Raw genomic sequence first — 18236 nt, 5'->3', positions numbered from 1 at the left:
CCACCCTTTCGATTTCCTTCCCGACCGATATGCAACCGCTGATCGATGGCCTGATCTTCATCGTCGACGACGACGCCAGTGTGCGCGAGGCGCTGGCCTGGCTGCTGCGTTCGCGCCGGCTCGCGAGCGAGCACTACGGCAGCGCCGAGGCCTTCGAGCAGCGCCTGGCCGAAGGCCCGCTGCCCGAGCAGCCGCTGTGCCTGCTGCTCGACGTGCGCATGCCCGGCACCAGCGGGCTGGTGCTGTTCGACCGGCTGGTCGAGCGCGGCCTGCTCACGGCCCTGCCCGTGATCTTCCTGACCGGCCATGCCGACGTGCCGACCGCGGTCGATGCGGTCAAGCGCGGCGCCTTCGACTTCTGCGAGAAGCCCTTCTCCGACAACGCGCTGGTCGACCGCATCGAGCAGGCGCTGCTGCTCTCGCAGGACGCGCTCGAGGCGCGGCGCGCGCGCCGCGGGCTGTCCGACCGCATCGCCGAGCTCACCGAGCGCGAGCGCGACGTGATGCGGCTGGTGATCGAGGGGCTGCCGAACAAGCTGATCGCCGACCAGCTCGCGATCAGCGTGCGCACGGTGGAGGTCCATCGCGCGCGCGTGTTCGACAAGATGGAAGTGAAGTCGGCGGTCGAGCTCGCCAACAAGCTGCGCGGGCTCTGAGCCGCGCGTAAAAAAGCCCTCCACGTGGGGAGGGCTGGCGATTCGACGACCGGGCCGGTGCTCAGGCCTTCTCGGCCACGAACAGTTCGACGCGGCGGTTCTGCGCGCGGCCTGCCACCGTGCCGTTGTCGGCCACCGGCTCGCGCGAGCCGCGGCCGTCGGTGGTGATGGCGGTGGTCGACACGCCGCGGCCCACCAGGTGGTTGCGCACGCTGTCGGCGCGGCTCACCGAGAGGCGCTCGTTGCCTTCCTCGCTGCCGGTGTTGTCGGTGTGGCCGATCACGCGCACGCTGGCGGCGGTGGCGCTCTTCAGGCCGTCGGCGACCTTGTCGAGCACCTGTGCCAGGTTGCGCTTCACGTTGGCGCGGCCGGTGTCGAACGACAGCTCGTTCGGGATCACGAGGTGCAGCTGGTTGTCGGCCGTCTGCTCGATCACCACGCCGGTGCCCTTGGTGGCGGTTTCCAGGTCGGTCTTCAACGTGGCCAGCCGCGCGGTCCAGCTGTTGCCGGCGGGGGCCTCGGTCTTGGCGGCGGGCGCGGCCCCGTCGGCCGGTGGCGTGGACGACTGCGAAGCGCAACCGGCGACGAACAACAGCACGGCCGCGGCCGCGCTCGAAACAACGAGCTTCCTCATGAATATTCCCTCGGGTGAACCATTGGACAAGACGTGGATGTGGGTGCCGGTGGTCCGGCACGCCTGCCTTCCCTGCGGGTGATCGGCCGCCTTGGCGGCCGACCGGGGATCAGCCGCGCGGTCCGCGCTCGCCGACGTAGATCTCGACGCGGCGGTTCTGCGCCCGGCCCGCGTCGCTGTTGTTGTCGGCGACCGGCTCGTGCGAGCCGCGGCCTTCGATGCGGAAGATGGCCGCGTTCACGCCGCGCGCCACCAGGTAATCGCGCGTGCTCGCGGCACGGTCGACCGACAGCGGGTTGTTGATCGCGTCGGAGCCGGTGCTGTCGGTGTGGCCGATGATGCGCACCTCGGCGGCCGGGTTGTTGCGCAGGCCGTTGGCGAACTGGTCGAGCACCGGCGCGAAGTTGGGCTTGATGTTCGAGCGGCCCACGTCGAAGGAGACGTCGCTCGGGATCGCGAGCTTGAGCTCGTTGTTGGGGGTTTGCGTGACGGCCACGCCGGTGCCCTGCGTGGCGGCTTCCATCTGGCGCTTCTGCGCTTCCATGCGCTGCGACCACAGGTAGCCGCCGAGCGCGCCGGCCGCCGCGCCGACCACGGCACCGGTGCCGATCGCCCCGCGGTTGCCGCCGGTGGCCGAGCCGATGACGGCGCCGCCCAGGGCGCCAGCGCCCGCGCCGATGGCGGTGTTGCGCTGCGTGTCGGACATGCCGCCGCCTGCGCAGCCCGCGAGAACGATGGCGAGCGAGGTGGTGGCGAGTACGAGTTTCTTCATGGCGATCCCTTTCGAGGTTGATTCAAAGCGGGCACAGCTTAGCCTTGCGGCGGCTGCGATGGTACGGCTTCCGAGGCCGCGCCGAAACACCGGAAGCCGTGATAGGGCCCGTGATTGCTCGATGGGTTGCTACCAAAGTAATAGCCGATGCGGTGTTCTCCGACAGCGCGCGTCGACCCGGGACTGCACGACGAATTCACGTTCGCGGCGGCGGGTCTTGTTCGTCCTTCGCGTCCCCCGTCTTGGGCTCGTCCTCCTCGTGCAGCTCGCCCTTCTTGCGGCCCGAGAACATGGTCCACCAGACGATGCCGATGAACAGGAGTCCGGCCGCGAGGGCTTCAAGCAAAATCAAACCCATGAGAAATGGACTCCAGTGGCTGGTTGGGCTCGCGATCGTAGCAACGCTGGCCGGCTGCTCCGTCGGGCCGCGCGTGCCCGACACCCCCGCCCGCCCCCCCGTCGTGCAGCCGCCGCGCGACCTCGGCCCCCTCACCGGATCGATGGCCCATCCCAAGAGCCGCTGGGTGCCCGTGGGCTGGGCCGAGCTGCCGGGCTTCGGCGAGGACCCGCTGCACGAGGCCTGGATCGCGCTGGTGGCGAACTGCTCGCGGCCCAACGCCGCCTTCGCGCCGCTGTGCCGCGAGGTGCGCCAGCTCGCGATCGCGACCCTCGACGAGCAGCGCCAGTGGATGACCCAGCGGCTGCAGCCCTACCGCGTCGAGTCGCTCGCCGGTTCGAGCGAGGGCAAGCTCACCAGCTACTACGAGCCGGTGTACGAGGCCTCGCGCGTGCCGACCGCGCAGTTCAACGTGCCGCTCTACCAGGTGCCCGCGGGCTTCGTGCCGCGCCGTCCCTGGTACACGCGCCAGGAGATCGAGACCCTGCCCGAGGCCCAGGCCGCGCTGCGCGGCCGCGAGATCGCCTGGATGGCCGACCCCATCGACGCGCTGATGCTGCACATCCAGGGCTCGGGCCGGCTGCGCCTGACCGAGGCCGACGGCTCGCAGCGCACCGTGCGCATGGCCTTCGCCGGCACCAACGAGCAGCCCTACCGCAGCGTGCAGCAGTGGCTGATGTCGCAGGGCGTGAGCCGGGTCAGCCGCTGGCCCGACGACACCAAGGCCTGGGTGGCGCAGAACCCGCAGCGCGTGTCGCAGCTGCTGTGGAGCAACCCGCGCTACGTGTTCTTCCGCGAGGAGGACCTGAACGAGGTCGACGCCGCCTTCGGCCCGCGCGGCGCCCAGGGCGTGCCGCTGACCGCGGGCCGCTCGATCGCGGTCGACCGCGAGAGCATTCCCTACGGCACGCCGGTGTGGCTGGCCTCGGCCGGCCCGTCCGCGCAGCTGCAGAAGCTGGTGGTGGCGCAGGACACCGGCAGCGCCATCGTCGGCGCGGTGCGCGCCGACTACTTCGCGGGCACCGGCGCCGATGCCGGGCGCTTCGCGGCGAGCATGAACCAGTCGCTGCGCCTGTGGGCGCTGTGGCCGAAGCAGCTGCCGCCGCCTTGACTCCGCGCGGGGCTCGATGCTCGTCCATTCATCGGGGGCTCGAAGCCCCCTTTTTTTCGTCCGCATCTGGATGCCGGGAGCCGTCGCATGGCGGCATCGTGACAACCACAAAAACACAGGTCGAATGAACCTGAACGGAAGCTGACCAATTCACGGAACTGTCATTCGTTCTACCTAACTTCGCGGGCTGGTTACTTTTCCAACCCACGAGAAAGACAGCGCGCATGACCGCACCTACCCGCGACGACCCTTCGTACGATCTCGACGACGTCGGCACCAATCCCAGCAAGAACCCGTCGTTCAACGACCTGATCGCTTCGCGCCTGAGCCGCCGCCATCTGTTCGGCCTGGGCGTCGGCACCGCCGGCACCGCGCTGCTGCAGGCCTGCGGCGGTGGTGGCAGCAGCGGTGGGTTCCTGCCCATCGTCCCGCCCCCGCCCGCGCCAGCACCCCCGCCGCCCGCGCCCCCGGCACCGCTGAAGCTCAACTTCAACCCCGTGGCCAAGAGCCTGGCCGACGTGGTCACCGTGCCCGCCGGCTACACCGCCAGCGTGCTCTACCGCCTGGGCGACCCGATCGCCGCCGGCGTGGCCGCGTACAAGAACGACGGCACCGACGATCCGGCCACCTACGACCGCCGCGCCGGCGACCACCACGACGGCATGACCTTCTTCGGCATGAACGGCTCGAACAAGTGGGACGCGGCCAATGCGACGCGCGGCCTGCTGGTGATGAACCATGAAGCGATCACGCCGCTGTTCCTGCATCCCACGGGCCCGACGGCGCTCAACCCGGTCTACAGCAGCGCAACGAGCGCGTCGCTGATCGACGGCCAACGCAACGTGCCCGGCGAGGTGCTGCGCGAGTTCTATCTGCACGGCGTGAGCGTGATCGAGGTCAACAAGACCGGCAACACCTGGAGCTACAAGCAGGACTCGAGCTTCAACCGCCGCATCCATACGCTGACCGAGATGGCTTTCTCGGGCCCGGCCGCCAAGACCGACTACCTGAAGACCAAGTTCTCGACCGACGGCAGCAAGACCCGCGGCACGCTCAACAACTGCGCCAACGGCACCACGCCGTGGGGCACGTACCTGACCTGCGAGGAGAACTGGGCTGGCTACTTCCGCCGCATCGTGGCCACCGACAACCCCAACCGCAGTACGAAGGAAAAAGCGTCCTTCGCTCGCTACGGCGTCTCCGGCACCGGCCGCGAACTCTGGGCCACCGTCACGCCCGACACCGCCGACAACCAGTACGGCCGCTGGAACACCGAGGTGCTCGGCGCCAGCGCCACCGCCGACTACCGCAACGGCCACAACACCTATGGCTGGGTGGTCGAGATCGATCCGTTCAATCCCTCGAGCACGCCGAAGAAGCGCACCGCGCTCGGCCGCTTTGGCCACGAAGGTGCCTGCCTCGGCCCGGTCGTCGTTGGCAAGCCGCTGGTCTGGTACATGGGCGACGACTCGCGCAACGAGTACATCTACAAGTTCGTCTCGACCAAGAACTGGGACGCGGCCGACATCGGTGGCGGCATGGCCGCCGGCGACAAGTACATGGACGACGGCCGCCTCTACGTGGCGCGCTTCGATGCCGACGGCACCGGCAAGTGGCTCGAGCTCAAGCTCGGCGTCAACGGCATCACCTCGAGCAACACCAACTACGCCTTCGCCGATGCGGCCGACGTGGTGATCAATGCCCGCCTGGCCGCCGATTCCGCCGGCGCGACCAAGATGGACCGGCCCGAGTGGACCGCCGTGAACCCGAAGAACGGCGACGTCTATGTGACGCTGACCAACACCAATGCCAGCTCGCGACCCATCGGCCAGACCAATGGCGCGAATCCGCGCTTCTACAACGACATCAAGGACGGCAAGACGAACCAGACGGGCAATCCGAACGGCCACATCGTGCGTTTCGCGGACGACAACGCCGACCCGGCCGCGCTGAGCTTCAAGTGGGACGTCTACCTGTTCGGCGCGCGCTCCACTGCCGCGGCCGATGTCAACGTGTCGCAGCTCTCGGCCGACAACGACTTCTCGAGCCCCGACGGCATGTGGTTCAGCCACGCCGCCCCGGGCCTGCTGTGGCTGCAGACCGACGACGGTGCCTACACCGACGTCACCAACTGCATGCTGCTGGCCGCGCTGCCGGGCAAGCTCGGCGACGGCGGTGCGAAGGTGATCACCAACACCGACGGCACGACCACCCAAACGCAGAACACCTTCGTGGGCAAGGCCCCCGGCACCGACGGTTTGCGCCGCTTCCTGGTGGGCCCGAAAGACTGCGAGCTGACCGGCATCGCCGAGTCGGGTGATGGCCGCGCGCTGTTCGTGAACATCCAGCATCCGGGCGAAACCACGGCCCGCACGGGCATCTCCGATCCGACCCAGTTCGGCAGCCACTGGCCACAGGGCGGCAATGCCCGCCCGCGCTCGGCCACGCTGGTGATCACGAAGGACGACGGCGGCCTGATCGGCCTCTGAAACCCCGTACCGCGGACCGGCCTTGCCGGTCCGCGAATGGGGCTCCCGAGTGGGAGTGACACGCGGATGTCGTCACATCCGCGTGCGCTGTGTCACGGCCTTGTCATGTGCGATGCACGTCGTCGTCACAGTAGTTAACTAAGGTTCACGGCTGACCGGCAGCGGAGAGAAACAGAGGCTGCACGGTCGCCCACGACACCCCACGACAACTCGGGAGAAATCCATGTCCGATTCCACCAAGGCGCAGTCCGGCGCCTCGCGCCGCCACGCCCTCAAGCTGCTGAGCGCAGCACCGATGCTGCCGCTCGGCGGCGTTGCCTTCCTGACCGCCTGCGGTGGCGGCGGAGGCGGCAACGGCTTCCTGCCCATCGTTCCCCCGGCACCCGCGCCGGCCCCGGCCGCGCAGTTCAAGTCCGCCGAATTCACCGGCATGGCCGCACCCACGCTGGCCGATCCCGCGGCCATGGCTACCACCACGGTCGGTTCCACGCTGAAGATCTCGTTCGACAACGGCAGCTCGACCGAGTACCGCCTCGCCTACCAGCCCTTCTTCCTGACCGGCGACCTCGTGCCGGACGGCAAGGGCGGCAAGGTCCTGGCCGGCGGCTACTACGACATCAAGAACCAGCCGATCCTCGACAAGTCGGTGCCGGTCAACACGCGCCAGTTCTACTCCGACAGCCCCGACGGCACCTCGCTGCTGACCGTGCCCAATGCCAAGGTCGACGGCGTCAAGGGCAAGCCGGTGTTCGCCGTGGTCCAGTTCGAATACACCACGCGCGACCTCGCCGGCAACAGCACCTACGGCACGCTGCCCTCGCCGATCGCGGTGCTCACGCTCGACCAGGACCAGACCACCGGCAAGCTCAGCCTGGTGAAGTACCACAACGTCGACATGTCGAGCGCGCACGGCCTGTGGATCACCTGCGGCGCGAGCCTCTCGCCCTGGGGCACGCACCTCTCGAGCGAAGAGTACGAACCCGATGCCGTCACCGCCTCGACCAACGGGCAGTTCAAGGCCTACAGCAAGAACGTGTTCGGCGACGAGACCACGGCCAACCCCTACCACTACGGCCACCTGCCCGAGATCACCGTCAATGCCGACGGCACCGGCAGCGTGAAGAAGCACTACTGCCTGGGTCGCATCTCGCACGAGCTGATCCAGGTCATGCCCGACATGCGCACCGCCATCATGGGCGACGACTACACCAATGGCGGCTTCTTCATGTTCGTGGCCGACAAGGAGAAGGACCTCTCGGCCGGCACGCTCTACGTCGCCAAGTACGACGCGGGTTACTCGATCGACCCGGCCGCCGCCGCCACGAAGATGTCGTGGATCAAGCTCGGCCACGCCACCAGCGCCGAGATCGAAGCCCTGGCCAACACGCTCAAGGCCAGCGACATCATGGACGTGGTCTACACCGACCCGTCCGACGCGAGCTACACCAAGATGTTCTGCGACGGTGCCGCCAACTGGGTCCGCCTGAAGCCGGGCATGGAGAAGGCTGCCGCCTTCCTCGAGACCCACCGCTACGCCAACCTCAAGGGCGCGAGCATGGCCTTCACCAAGATGGAAGGCACGACCGTCAACATCAAGGACAAGGTCGCCTACTCGGCACTGCAGAACATCCAGGACTCGATGGTCAGCGGCGGCAAGGGCTGGACCGCCGCCACCAACATCGCGCTGCCGAAGAAGCTCAGCGCGGGGGGCGTGATGGCCCACAACCTCGCGGGCGGCCAGAAGGACGGCGACGGCGCCGCGATCGCCAGCGAATGGGTGCCGACCCAGACCCGCGCGCTGATCGTGGGCGAGGACATCGCGTCCGACACGCTGGGCAACACCTCGAACCCGGACATCATCGGCAACCCCGACAACCTGAAGTTCTCCGAGAAGATGCGCACGCTGTTCATCGGCGAGGACAGCAGCAGCCACGTCAACAACTTCCTGTGGGCGTACAACGTCGACACCAAGAAGCTGTCGCGCATCATGTCGATCCCCGCGGGTGGCGAGTCGACCGGCCTGCATGCCGTGGACGAGATCAACGGCTGGACCTACATCATGAGCAACTTCCAGCACCCGGGCGACTGGGGCGGCATCCACTCGAAGGTCCAGGCCACGCTCGATCCGTACGTGCGCGCGAACTACAAGGAACGCTACGCTGCGGCCGTCGGCTACCTCACGGCCGACCCGATCCAGCTGAAGCTTTCGAAGTAAGCAAGGTCCGAAGCCGGGTGCTCCACCCGGCTTGCAGACCGACTCAGGACGGCGCTGTCGGCAACGGCAGCGCCGTTTTGTATCGCACCTGCTTGAGCGCAAAGCTCGAGCGGATCTTCTCGATCCCCGGGATCGGCGTGAGCTGCTCGAGGATGAATTTCTCGAGCGCCGCCATGTCCGCCACCGCGATGCGGATCAGGTAGTCGCTGTCGCCGGTCATCAGGTAGCACTCCATCACCTCGTCGTGCTCGGCGATGCGCTGCTCGAAATCGGCCAGCGACTGCTTGCTCTGCGTCGTGAGGCTGATCGAGATGAACACGTTGAGGCCGAGGCCCAGCGCCTTGGCGCTCGCGAGCGCCACGTAGCGGTCGATCACGCCCTCGGTCTCGAGCAGCTTCACGCGCGCGAGGCAGGGCGAGGGCGACAGGTGCACGCGGCGCGCGAGTTCCACGTTCGACAGCGCGCCGTCGCGCTGCAGTTCGTCGAGGATGCGCAGGTCGATCGCGTCGAGTTGCATGAAATGCCGTGATCTGAAGGATTGGCGGAATTTTATGCTGGTGAGCCGTCAAGCTGCGGGCTGCAGCAGTAGCCAATTCTTTTCATGGCGGCTTAAAGTGCCGACATGAACGCCCCGATTTCCGCCGACCAGATCCGTGCCCTGCTGCTCGACGAGGCAGCGCTGTCGCACGACCCCGATCCCGCCGAGACCGCCGAATGGCGCGAGTCCTTCCTCGCGCTGGCGCAGGTCCACGGGCCGCAGCGCGCGCGCCAGATGCTCGACGAACTCGCGCGACTCGCGCGCCAGCAGCGCATCGGCTGGCAGCCGGAGCTGTCGACGCCGTACGTCAACACCATCGCGGCCGAGGACCAGCCGCCGTTCCCGGGCGACCTCGCGGTCGAGGAGAAGCTGGCCTCGCTGATGCGCTGGAACGCGCTCGCGATGGTGGCCAAGGCCAACCAGGCCTATGGCGAGCTCGGCGGCCACATCGCGAGCTATGCGAGCGCGGCCGACCTGTTCGAGACCGGCTTCAACCATTTCTTCCATGCGCGCAGCGCGGCCCATGGCGGCGACCTCGTGTTCTTCCAGCCGCACAGCGCGCCGGGCGTCTATGCGCGCGCCTACCTCGAGGGGCGACTGAGCGAAGACGACCTCGCGCACTACCGCCAGGAACTCACCGCGCCGGCCTTCGTCGACGGCAGCGGCGCGCGCGGCCTGTGCAGCTACCCGCATCCCTACCTGATGCCGGACTTCTGGCAGTTCCCCACCGGCTCGATGGGCATCGGCCCGATCAGCTCGATCTACCACGCGCGCTTCATGCGCTACCTCTCCCACCGCAACCTGCTGAACTGCGAGGGCCGCAAGGTCTGGGGCGTGTTCGGCGACGGCGAGATGGACGAGCCCGAATCGATGAGCGCGCTGACCCTGGCCGCGCGCGAGAAGCTCGACAACCTCGTGTGGGTGGTCAACTGCAACCTGCAGCGGCTCGACGGCCCAGTGCGCGGCAACGGCCGCATCATCGACGAGCTCGAGAAGCTGTTCGCGGGCGCCGGCTGGAACGTGATCAAGCTGGTCTGGGGCAGCGACTGGGACGGCCTGTTCGCGCGCGACACCAGCGGCGCGCTGGCGCGCGCCTTCGCCGCCACCGTCGACGGCCAGATGCAGACCTTCGCGGCCAAGGACGGGCGCTTCAACCGCGACAACTTCTTCGGCCAGAACCCCGAGCTCGCGCGCCTGGCCGAGGGCATGACCGACGAGCAGATCGACCGCCTCAAGCGCGGCGGCCACGACCTCGTGAAGATCCATGCCGCCTATGCCGCGGCCGCCGCCCACAAGGGCCGGCCCACCGTGATCCTGGCCCACACCAAGAAGGGCTACGGCATGGGCAGCGCGGCCCAGGGCAAGATGACCACGCACTCGCACAAGAAGATGGGCGAGGTCGACCTGATCGAGTTCCGCGACCGCTTCGACCTGCCGCTGAGCGACGCGCAGGCGGCCGCGATGGATTTCTACCGCCCGGCCGAGGACAGCGCCGAGATGCGCTACCTGCGCCAGCACCGCGAGGCGCTCGGCGGCGCCATGCCGCGCCGCGAAACTGCCTGCGAGCCGGTGGCCAAGCCCGAGATCGCGAACTACGCGCAGTTCGCGGTCGCGGCCGCCGGCAAGGAGATGAGCACCACCATGGCCTTCGTGCGCCTGCTGGGCAACCTGCTCAAGGACAAGGCGCTGGGCCCGCGCATCGTGCCGATCGTGGCCGACGAGGCGCGCACCTTCGGCATGGCGAACCTGTTCAAGCAGGTCGGCATCTATTCGAGCGTGGGCCAGCGCTACGCGCCCGAGGACATCGGCTCGGTGCTCAGCTACCGCGAGGCCACCGACGGCCAGATCCTCGAGGAAGGCATCAGCGAGGCCGGCGCCATCGCGAGCTGGACCGCCGCGGCCACCAGCTACAGCGTGCACGGCCTGGCGATGCTGCCGTTCTACATCTACTACTCGATGTTCGGCTTCCAGCGCGTGGGCGACGCGATCTGGGCCGCGGCCGACCAGCGCGCGCGCGGCTTCCTGCTCGGCGCCACCTCGGGGCGCACCACGCTCGGCGGCGAGGGGCTGCAGCACCAGGACGGCAGCAGCCACCTCGTGGCCGCGACCATTCCCAACTGCAAGGCCTACGACCCGGCCTACGCGGGCGAGATGGCGGTGATCGTCGACGCGGGCATCCGCGAGATGATGGTCGAGCAGCAGGACGTGTTCTATTACGTCACGCTGATGAACGAGAACTACGCGCAGCCCGACGTGCCCGCGGGCGCCGAGGCCGACATCCTGCGCGGCTGCTACCGCTTCGGCACCTACGCGCCGGCCGCGGGCAAGGCGAAGAAGAAGGTCACGCTGATGGGCTCGGGCGCGATCCTCACCGAGGTGGTGAAGGCCGCGCAACTGCTGGCCGACGAGGGCATCGAGGCCGAGGTGTTCAGCGTCACGAGCTGGAGCGAGCTCGCGCGCGACGGCCTGGCCTGCGAGCAGCGGGCCATCGCGGGCGAGGAGGCGGGCGAGTCCTTCGTCGCGCGCCAGCTCGGCCAGGGCAAGGCGCCGATCGTGGCCGCCACCGACTACGTGCGCGCCGTGCCCGAGAGCATCCGCGCCTTCCTGCCCGCGGGCCGCCGCTACCTCACGCTGGGCACCGACGGCTTCGGGCGCAGCGACACGCGCGCTGCCCTGCGCGGCTTCTTCGGCGTCGACGCGCAGAGCATCGCGAAGGCCGCGCGGCACGCGCTGGGCTGACCCGCCGCACCGGCCGGCCACGCCGAAAGTGGCCGGATCCGTGGGGTCGTTGTCGTTGCGGCCAATCGCCGCGCGCACGACACTGCCCGCATGCAAACGCCGCGCGCCATCGCCTGCACGATCTATCCCGATGTCCAGGTGCTGGACGTCACCGGTCCGCTGCAGGTGTTCGCCTCGGCCAATGTCGAGTTGCAGCGCCAGGGCCGACCGGCCGGCTATTCGTTGCACCTGCTGGCCGACGCGGCCGGACCGGTGGCCTGCTCGGCCGGCTTCTCGCTGCTGGCCGAGGCCGCGCGCGAGGACCAGGACCCGGCGCGCTTCGACACCGTGCTCGTGCCCGGCGGCTGGGGCGCCGAAGCCCAGTTGCGCAACGCGCCGCTGCTGGCCTGGCTCCAGCGCGCAGAGCCGCGCGTGCGCCGGCTCGGCTCGGTCTGCTCGGGCGCGCTGATCCTCGCGCAGGCCGGCCTGCTCGACGGCCGCCTCGCCACCACCCACTGGGACAGCGTCGAGGCGCTGCGCACGCGCCATCCCGCGGTCGAGGTGGCGGCCGACCGGCTCCATACCTACGACCCGAGCGGGCGCGAGGGCGACGGCCATGTCTTCACCTCGGCCGGCGTCACCACCGGCATCGACCTCGCGCTGGCGCTGGTCGAGCACGACCTCGGCCGCGCGATCGCGCTGGCGGTGGCGCGCCGGCTCGTGATGTTCCTGCGCCGGCCCGGCGGGCAGGCGCAGTTCAGCCGCTTCCTCGCGCCCGAGGCCACGCATGCGCCGCGGCTGTCGTCGCTGCTCGAATGGATCCCGGGCCAGCTCGCGGGCGACCTCTCGCTCGAGGTGCTGGCCGAGCGCGCCTGCATGCCGCCGCGCACCCTGAGCCGCGTGTTCCGGCGCGAGCTCGGCATGACGCCCGGCCACTACGTCGAGCGCGTGCGCGTCGAGGCCGCCTCGGCTTTGCTGGCCCATGCGCAGACCTCGGTGTCGACCGTGGCGCGGCTGTGCGGCTTCGGCCATCCCGAGACGCTGCGGCGCAGCTTCCACAAGCACCTGGCCGTGAGTCCGCAGGCCTTTGCCGAGCGCTTCGGCGCAGGCGCGCCGCGCGCCGGGGGCTGAACGATGCAGCTGCTGCGCAACCCCGCGATCCGGCTGCTGTTCCTCGGCCAGGCGCTCTACTGGTCGTGCTCGATCATCGGCATCACGTTGACCTCGGTCGCGGGCCTGCGGCTCGCGCCCTGGCCCGCGCTGGCCACCCTGCCGCTCGCGCTGCTGGTGCTCGGCAACCTCGCGGCCGTGTCGCCGCTGTCGATGTTCATGCAGCGACGCGGCCGCCGCCGCGGCCTGATGGGCGGCGCGCTGCTCGGCGTGGTGGGCGGGCTGGTCTGCGCCACGGGCCTGGGGCTCGGCAGCTTCGCGGTGTTCTGCTTCGGCGCCGCCTGCATCGGCGGCTACCAGGCCTCGGCCGGCTTCTACCGCTATGCCGCGCTCGAGGCCGTCGAGCCGCGCCACAAGGGCCGCGCCGCCGCGCTGGTGGTCGGCGGCGGCGTCTGCGCGGCGGTGTTTGCGCCCGCCATCGCGGTCTGGACGCGCAATGCGCTGCCCGTGCCCTTCGCGGGCGCCTACCTCGCGATCGCGGTGCTCGCGCTGTGCGGCGTGGTCGCCATGTCGCGCTTGCGCGAGGGCGCGGCGCCGCCGGCCGTGGCGCGCGGCTGGGCCCAGATGCGCGCGCTGCTCGCGCGGCCGATGCTGCGCGCCGCCATCCTCATGACCGCCATCGGCCACGGCCTCATGGTGCTGGCGATGAACGCGACCCCGCTCGCGATGGACTTCTGCGGCTTCTCCGCCGCCGCGGCCGCGCAGGTGATCCAGTGGCATGTGCTCGGCATGTTCGCGCCGGCCTTCTTCGCCGGCGCGCTGGTCGACCGCTGGGGCAGCCGCCGCGTCGCGATGCTGGGCTCGGCGATCCTCGCGACCAGCGCCGCGGTCGCGCTCTCGGGCCAGGACTTCGCGCACTTCCTCGCGAGCTCGCTGCTGCTGGGCCTGGGCTGGAACCTGATGCTGATCGCCGGCACCACGCTGCTGGCCGAAGCGCACGCCGAGCACGAGCGCGGACCCGCGCAGGCGCTGATGGAACTCAGCAACGGCACCACGGCCGTGCTGATGTCCTTCGGCTCGGGCGCGCTGCTCGCGGGCGTGGGCTGGATCGCGATCAACCTCGCGATGCTGCCGCTGCTGGCGTTTGCGTTGACGCTGCTGTGGCTCAACGCGCGGCCGGTGGTGGAGCGGGCCTAGAACGCTTGTTGGACCGGTCGCGCGGGCCAGTCCGCGGGCGGCGCGATGACTTCGAGCGCCTGCAAGGCGAATGTCTTGCGCGGCGTGCGGTTGCGCAGCCGTGCTTCGCGCACCTTGACTCTGGCGCGGACATGCCGATGCAGAGGCGCCAGCCCCTCTTGCAGCGAGTGCTCCATGGCGGCACGCGTCACCGTGCCGACCACCACGCTCCGATCGCCATGCAGGCGCAGCTCGAAGCGCGACGAATACTCGGCCCAGCCGATGACCTCGCCTTCGAGCACCTCGACGCGGTCTTCGATGGTCATCGCCTCGGCGCGTTGGCGTGCGCGTCGAACGGCTTGCGTCGAGAGTTCGAAGTCCCGCTCGCCTTCCACGAGGCGAAGACTGGCGCCCTCGTCGTCGAGCAGCTTGAAGAACTCCTGCAAGGTTCCGAGCTGGCGGTTGTCCACGTCCGCCGAGGCTTCGTCGAACAGGGCGTCGTCCGCCGCCGCCATGCGGGACAGGGTATCGGCCACGTGATCCACGGCGTCCTTGAGCGGTGCATCGCTGCTGGCGGGTTCGCTGCCCTGCAGCACGAAACCGAACGAGCCGCGTACGACGTCGGTGACCAGCAACTGGGTGTCGTCGCTCATCGGCACGCGGCCACGCGAAGAGAGCGGACCTGTCTCGGCGGCCGCATAGCGCTGACTCACGAGCTTCTGAAACTTGCCGATGGCCTGCGTCCCGAACGACGCCTTGATGCCATTCGAGCCCACGACCGGGCGCCCCCCGAAGAACAAGGCCACGCCGACGGGCGCGTTCGTGCCTGCTTCCGACAATTCGGTCAGTTCCTTTTCGAGGCGCGCGACGCGCTGGGCATATTGATGCACCGCGATCGGATCGTCGTGCGCCTGCCCGTCCGCCAGCAACTGACGAACCTGCGCCAGGTCAGCCTGCAGGAATTGCTTCTCAAGTTGAGCCAGCATTCGGTTCTCCTTGTTGCATGAGTCGATCGAGCATCACACGGGCGGAGTGATCGTCGGAATCCATGGGCAACTGCAGCATGCCTTTCCACAGGGCATCGCCGCGGCGATGAGAAAACAAACCATACCAATAGCGCGTCTGCTGCACCAACCGCTCCGGTGAGGTGGTCAGGTTGATGATGCTGGTGTCGCAGTGAAACCCCTGCTTGCAGCGCTCGTGATCGAAGAGATCGGGGCGCTCGTCCATTATCCGATTGATCTCCGTCTTGCTCATTCCCTGCGGCGGGTAGGCGAAGCTCACGACGTCGATGTCCCGAGGTGGGCGACCTTCGCGTGCCTCGATATCCTCGACGAAACTGCCATCGAGCCACTGAAAGCCTTCGACGAACCCGATGCCGCGGAGTTCGGCGCGATAGCGCAACAGGCCGTCGAGGATGGTGCATCGCGCCGTGCCGATCGCGAAGCGCTGCACCATCTCGCAGGCCGACACCAAGTAAGGCGAGCTGTGCGCGCCACTCAACCGCTCGCCCTCGAACGGCGGCAGCACGTGCGAATGATTGAAGGTCGGAATCACGAGCGGCAGCATAGCGAGCGGGCCCCACGGCGCCACTCGACGCGCAGGAAATGCCCGCGGGAAATGCGCCGAACTGCGCGCTTGCCTTCATCCACATGCGATGGCATCCCGCCGGCGGGCCTGCGTTAGAGTCGCAGCCCATTCATGACCGCCCGCTTCCAATCGCTCGCCCCCGCCGTCCGCCTGGCCGACCAGGTGGCCGATGCGCTGGCGGCCGAGGTGCGCAGTGGGCGCTTGTCCGAGGGCGACCGGCTGCCGACCGAGTCCGCGCTGGCCGAGCAGTTCGGCGTCAGCCGTACCGTGGTGCGCGAGGCGGTGTCGCGGCTCAAGTCGCTCGGGCTGGTCGACTCGCGCCAGGGCAGCGGCGTGTATGTGCGCGCGGCCGGGGTCGAGCCGTTGCGCTTCGAGATGCCGCACGTGGCCTCGCGCGAGGCGGTGATCCAGATGGTCGAATTGCGCCGCGCGCTCGAGGCCGAGGTGGCGGCGCTGGCGGCCGAGCGCCGCACGGCCGAGGACGTGCGCCGCATCCGAGACGCGATCGCGGCGCTGCATGCGGCCGTGGCCGTGGGCGGCAACGGCGCCGAGGAGGACGTGCGCTTCCACCGCGCCATCGCCGAGGCCGCGCGCAACCCGTTCCTGATCGGCACCCTGCAGTACCTGCGACAGTTCCTGCACGGCGCCACCCGCGTCACGCGCGCCAACGAGGCGCGCCGCGCCGACTTCGCGCGCGAGGTGGCGCAGGAACACGCGCGCATCGTCGAGGCGATCGAGGCCGGCGATGCGCTGCGCGCGCGCGAGGCCGCCAAGACCCACATGGACAACGCGATCCGCCGCATCGAGCAGGCCGACCCGGCCTTCTGGCAGCAGGAGGGCGCGCAGCTCGCGCGGCCGCTGGTCGAGGGGCTGCAGGAGAGCGGCGCCGCCAGCAAGGGGCGGCGCAAGAAGGCCTCCTGAGGGGCGGGCTGGAATTCGGTGCGAGACAAAGTCATCTCAAATTTGTATGATGACCTGACAAATCACCCAACTCCTTCCTTCCATGACCACTTCCTCCCCTCCCGTCGTCGGCCTCGTGGGCCTCGGCGCCATGGGCGCCGGCATGGCGCAGTCGCTGCGCCGCGCGGGCCATGCGCCGCACGTGTTCGACCTGCGCCGCGAGGTCGCGCAGGCCTTCGCGCGCGACGGCGGCACGGCCTGCGACACGCTGGCCGCGCTCGGTGCCGCCAGCGACATCGTGATCTCGGTCGTCGTGAACGCGCAGCAGACCGAGGCGGTGCTGTTCGGCGACGGCGGCACGCCGGGCTGCGCGGCCTCGATGAAGCCCGGCAGCCTGTTCGTGATGTGCTCCACGGTCGACCCCAACTGGTCGGTGGCGCTCGAGGCGCGGCTCGCGACGCTCGGCCTGCTCTACCTCGACGCGCCGATCTCGGGCGGCGCCGCCAAGGCCGCGAGCGGCCAGATGACGATGATGACCGCCGGCACGCCCGCGGCCTACGACAAGGCCGGCGGCGTGCTCGACGCGATGGCCGCCAAGGTCTACCGGCTCGGCGACAGCGCGGGCGCGGGCAGCAAGGTGAAGGTCATCAACCAGCTGCTGGCCGGCGTGCACATCGCGGCCGCGGCCGAGGCCATGGCGCTGGGCCTGCGCGAGGGCGTGGACCCGGCCGCGCTCTACGAGGTCATCACCCACAGCGCGGGCAACAGCTGGATGTTCGAGAACCGCATGGCGCACGTGCTCGCGGGCGACTACACGCCGCTGTCGGCGGTCGACATCTTCGTGAAGGACCTGGGCCTGGTGCTCGACGTGGCGCGCGCCAGCAAGTTTCCGCTGCCGCTGTCGTCCACCGCGCACCAGATGTTCATGCAGGCCTCGACCGCGGGCCATGCGCGCGAGGACGACAGCGCGGTGATCAAGATCTTCCCGGGCATCGAGCTGCCGGCCGCGAAAGGAAATGCCTCGTGAGCGAACACAGGACCGTCGACACGCCGCTGCTGCGCATCGGCTACGAGGAATGGAACGCCACGGGCGCCGCCACCGTGGTGCTGGTGCACGGCTGGCCCGACAGCCCGCGCGGCTGGCATGGCGTGGCCGCGCGCCTGGCCGCCGCCGGCTGGCGCGTGCTGCTGCCCGCGCTGCGCGGCTTCGCGCCCACGCGCTTCCTGCATGCGGACACGCCGCGCAGCGGCCAGCTCTCGGCGCTGGGCCGCGACCTGCTCGACTTCATCGATGCGCTGGGGCTCGAGTGCCCCGCGCTGGTCGGCCACGACTGGGGCGCCCGCGCAGTGGCCAATGCCTGCGGGCTGCGCCCCGGCGTGGCGAGCGCGCTGGCGCTGCTGTCGGTGGGCTACGGCACCAACGCGCCGGGCCAGCCGATGCCGCTCGAGCAGGCGCGCAACTACTGGTACCACTGGTACATGGCCACGCCGCGCGGCGAGCGCACGGTGCACGACGACCGCCTCGCCTTCACGCGCATGATGTGGCGCACCTGGGGCCCGCCCGGCTGGTACGACGAGGCCGAGTTCGACACCACCGCCGCCGCCTTCGAGGGCGAGGACTGGGCCCGCGTGGTGGTGCATTCGTACCGCCATCGCTGGGGCTACGCGCCCGGCGATCCGCATTACGCGGCCGACGACGCGGCGCTCGATCCCGCGCCCGTGCTGTCGGTGCCCACGCTGGTGCTGCACGGCGCGGCCGATGCGTGCAATCATCCGGACAGCTCGGCGGGCAAGGAGCGCTTCTTCAGCGGCCCCTACCGCCGCGAGCTGCTGGACGGCGTGGGCCACTTCCCGCAGCGCGAGGCGCCCGACGCGGTGGCCGATGCGCTGCTGCGCTTCCTGCCGGCCCTCTGACCCACTTGCGAACGAC

16 protein-coding genes are annotated in these 18236 nt (G+C 69.6%); 10 read left to right on the top strand and 6 right to left on the bottom strand.

What is annotated here, in order from left to right; translation table 11 throughout:
• Window positions 1-29 precede the first annotated feature (29 nt).
• A complete protein-coding gene (locus R0232_RS33410) occupies window positions 30-656 on the top strand; it encodes a response regulator transcription factor (RefSeq protein WP_093351399.1) in 627 nt (208 codons plus the stop codon).
• 61 nt (window positions 657-717) lie between these two features.
• On the opposite strand, the gene R0232_RS33405 is transcribed toward R0232_RS33410, so the two are convergent.
• The 3 genes from R0232_RS33405 to R0232_RS33395 form a co-directional block, all read right to left on the bottom strand.
• Window positions 718-1290 (bottom strand): OmpA family protein, encoded by a 573-nt coding sequence (locus R0232_RS33405; RefSeq protein ID WP_093351397.1) that lies wholly within the window; start codon window positions 1288-1290, stop codon window positions 718-720.
• 109 nt (window positions 1291-1399) lie between these two features.
• Window positions 1400-2062 carry an OmpA family protein gene (locus R0232_RS33400; protein ID WP_431510786.1) on the bottom strand — a complete coding sequence of 221 codons (663 nt, stop codon included), beginning with the start codon at window positions 2060-2062 and terminating at the stop codon, window positions 1400-1402.
• A 196-nt stretch (window positions 2063-2258) separates the two neighbouring features.
• The gene (locus R0232_RS33395) at window positions 2259-2420 is read right to left on the bottom strand and encodes a hypothetical protein (protein ID WP_431510785.1); all 162 of its coding nucleotides are present in this window, start codon (window positions 2418-2420) and stop codon (window positions 2259-2261) included.
• On the opposite strand from R0232_RS33395, the gene mltA reads away from it, so the two are divergent.
• From mltA to R0232_RS33380, 3 genes are all read left to right on the top strand, one after another.
• The gene (gene mltA / locus R0232_RS33390; RefSeq protein WP_208510294.1) at window positions 2419-3570 is read left to right on the top strand and encodes a murein transglycosylase A; all 1152 of its coding nucleotides are present in this window, start codon (window positions 2419-2421) and stop codon (window positions 3568-3570) included. The genes R0232_RS33395 and mltA overlap by 2 nt on opposite strands.
• Window positions 3571-3794: 224 nt before the next feature.
• Window positions 3795-6059 carry a PhoX family protein gene (locus R0232_RS33385; RefSeq protein WP_431510784.1) on the top strand — a complete coding sequence of 755 codons (2265 nt, stop codon included), beginning with the start codon at window positions 3795-3797 and terminating at the stop codon, window positions 6057-6059.
• Window positions 6060-6282: 223 nt separating this feature from the next.
• Window positions 6283-8274 (top strand): PhoX family protein, encoded by a 1992-nt coding sequence (locus R0232_RS33380; protein ID WP_431510783.1) that lies wholly within the window; start codon window positions 6283-6285, stop codon window positions 8272-8274.
• 43 nt (window positions 8275-8317) lie between these two features.
• Here R0232_RS33380 and R0232_RS33375 read toward each other — a convergent pair whose 3' ends face one another.
• Window positions 8318-8791, bottom strand: a complete 474-nt coding sequence (locus tag R0232_RS33375) for an Lrp/AsnC family transcriptional regulator (RefSeq protein ID WP_057595886.1) — start codon at window positions 8789-8791, stop codon at window positions 8318-8320.
• Between the two features lie 105 nt (window positions 8792-8896).
• On the opposite strand from R0232_RS33375, the gene mdeB reads away from it, so the two are divergent.
• The 3 genes from mdeB to R0232_RS33360 all read left to right on the top strand — a co-directional run bounded on the left by mdeB (window position 8897) and on the right by R0232_RS33360 (window position 13837).
• The gene (mdeB, locus tag R0232_RS33370) at window positions 8897-11551 is read left to right on the top strand and encodes an alpha-ketoglutarate dehydrogenase (RefSeq protein ID WP_431510782.1); all 2655 of its coding nucleotides are present in this window, start codon (window positions 8897-8899) and stop codon (window positions 11549-11551) included.
• A gap of 90 nt (window positions 11552-11641) precedes the next feature.
• On the top strand, window positions 11642-12661 hold the full coding sequence (locus tag R0232_RS33365; RefSeq protein WP_431510781.1) for a GlxA family transcriptional regulator: 1020 nt from the start codon (window positions 11642-11644) through the stop codon (window positions 12659-12661).
• Between the two features lie 3 nt (window positions 12662-12664).
• Window positions 12665-13837, top strand: a complete 1173-nt coding sequence (locus R0232_RS33360; protein WP_431510780.1) for an MFS transporter — start codon at window positions 12665-12667, stop codon at window positions 13835-13837.
• Here R0232_RS33360 and R0232_RS33355 read toward each other — a convergent pair.
• Window positions 13834-14802, bottom strand: a complete 969-nt coding sequence (locus R0232_RS33355) for a hypothetical protein (RefSeq protein WP_431510779.1) — start codon at window positions 14800-14802, stop codon at window positions 13834-13836. The genes R0232_RS33360 and R0232_RS33355 overlap by 4 nt on opposite strands.
• Window positions 14786-15385 carry a DUF6932 family protein gene (locus R0232_RS33350; protein WP_431510778.1) on the bottom strand — a complete coding sequence of 200 codons (600 nt, stop codon included), beginning with the start codon at window positions 15383-15385 and terminating at the stop codon, window positions 14786-14788. Before R0232_RS33350 ends, R0232_RS33355 begins: the two co-directional genes overlap by 17 nt.
• Before the next feature lie 132 nt (window positions 15386-15517).
• Between R0232_RS33350 and R0232_RS33345 the strand changes: the two genes are divergently transcribed.
• From R0232_RS33345 to R0232_RS33335, 3 genes are all read left to right on the top strand, one after another.
• The gene (locus R0232_RS33345; RefSeq protein WP_398500563.1) at window positions 15518-16327 is read left to right on the top strand and encodes a FadR/GntR family transcriptional regulator; all 810 of its coding nucleotides are present in this window, start codon (window positions 15518-15520) and stop codon (window positions 16325-16327) included.
• A gap of 82 nt (window positions 16328-16409) precedes the next feature.
• The gene (gene ltnD / locus R0232_RS33340; protein ID WP_398500561.1) at window positions 16410-17333 is read left to right on the top strand and encodes an L-threonate dehydrogenase; all 924 of its coding nucleotides are present in this window, start codon (window positions 16410-16412) and stop codon (window positions 17331-17333) included.
• Window positions 17330-18220: an alpha/beta fold hydrolase gene (locus tag R0232_RS33335; RefSeq protein WP_431510777.1), complete on the top strand. Its 891-nt coding sequence runs from the start codon at window positions 17330-17332 to the stop codon at window positions 18218-18220. The genes ltnD and R0232_RS33335 overlap by 4 nt, the downstream gene beginning before the upstream one ends.
• Window positions 18221-18236 lie beyond the last annotated feature (16 nt).

It is taken from the genome of Variovorax sp. DAIF25 (genome assembly GCF_050711835.1).
In the GTDB taxonomy this organism is placed as follows: domain Bacteria; phylum Pseudomonadota; class Gammaproteobacteria; order Burkholderiales; family Burkholderiaceae_C; genus Variovorax.
This window is presented reverse-complemented; position numbering and strand designations above follow the sequence as displayed.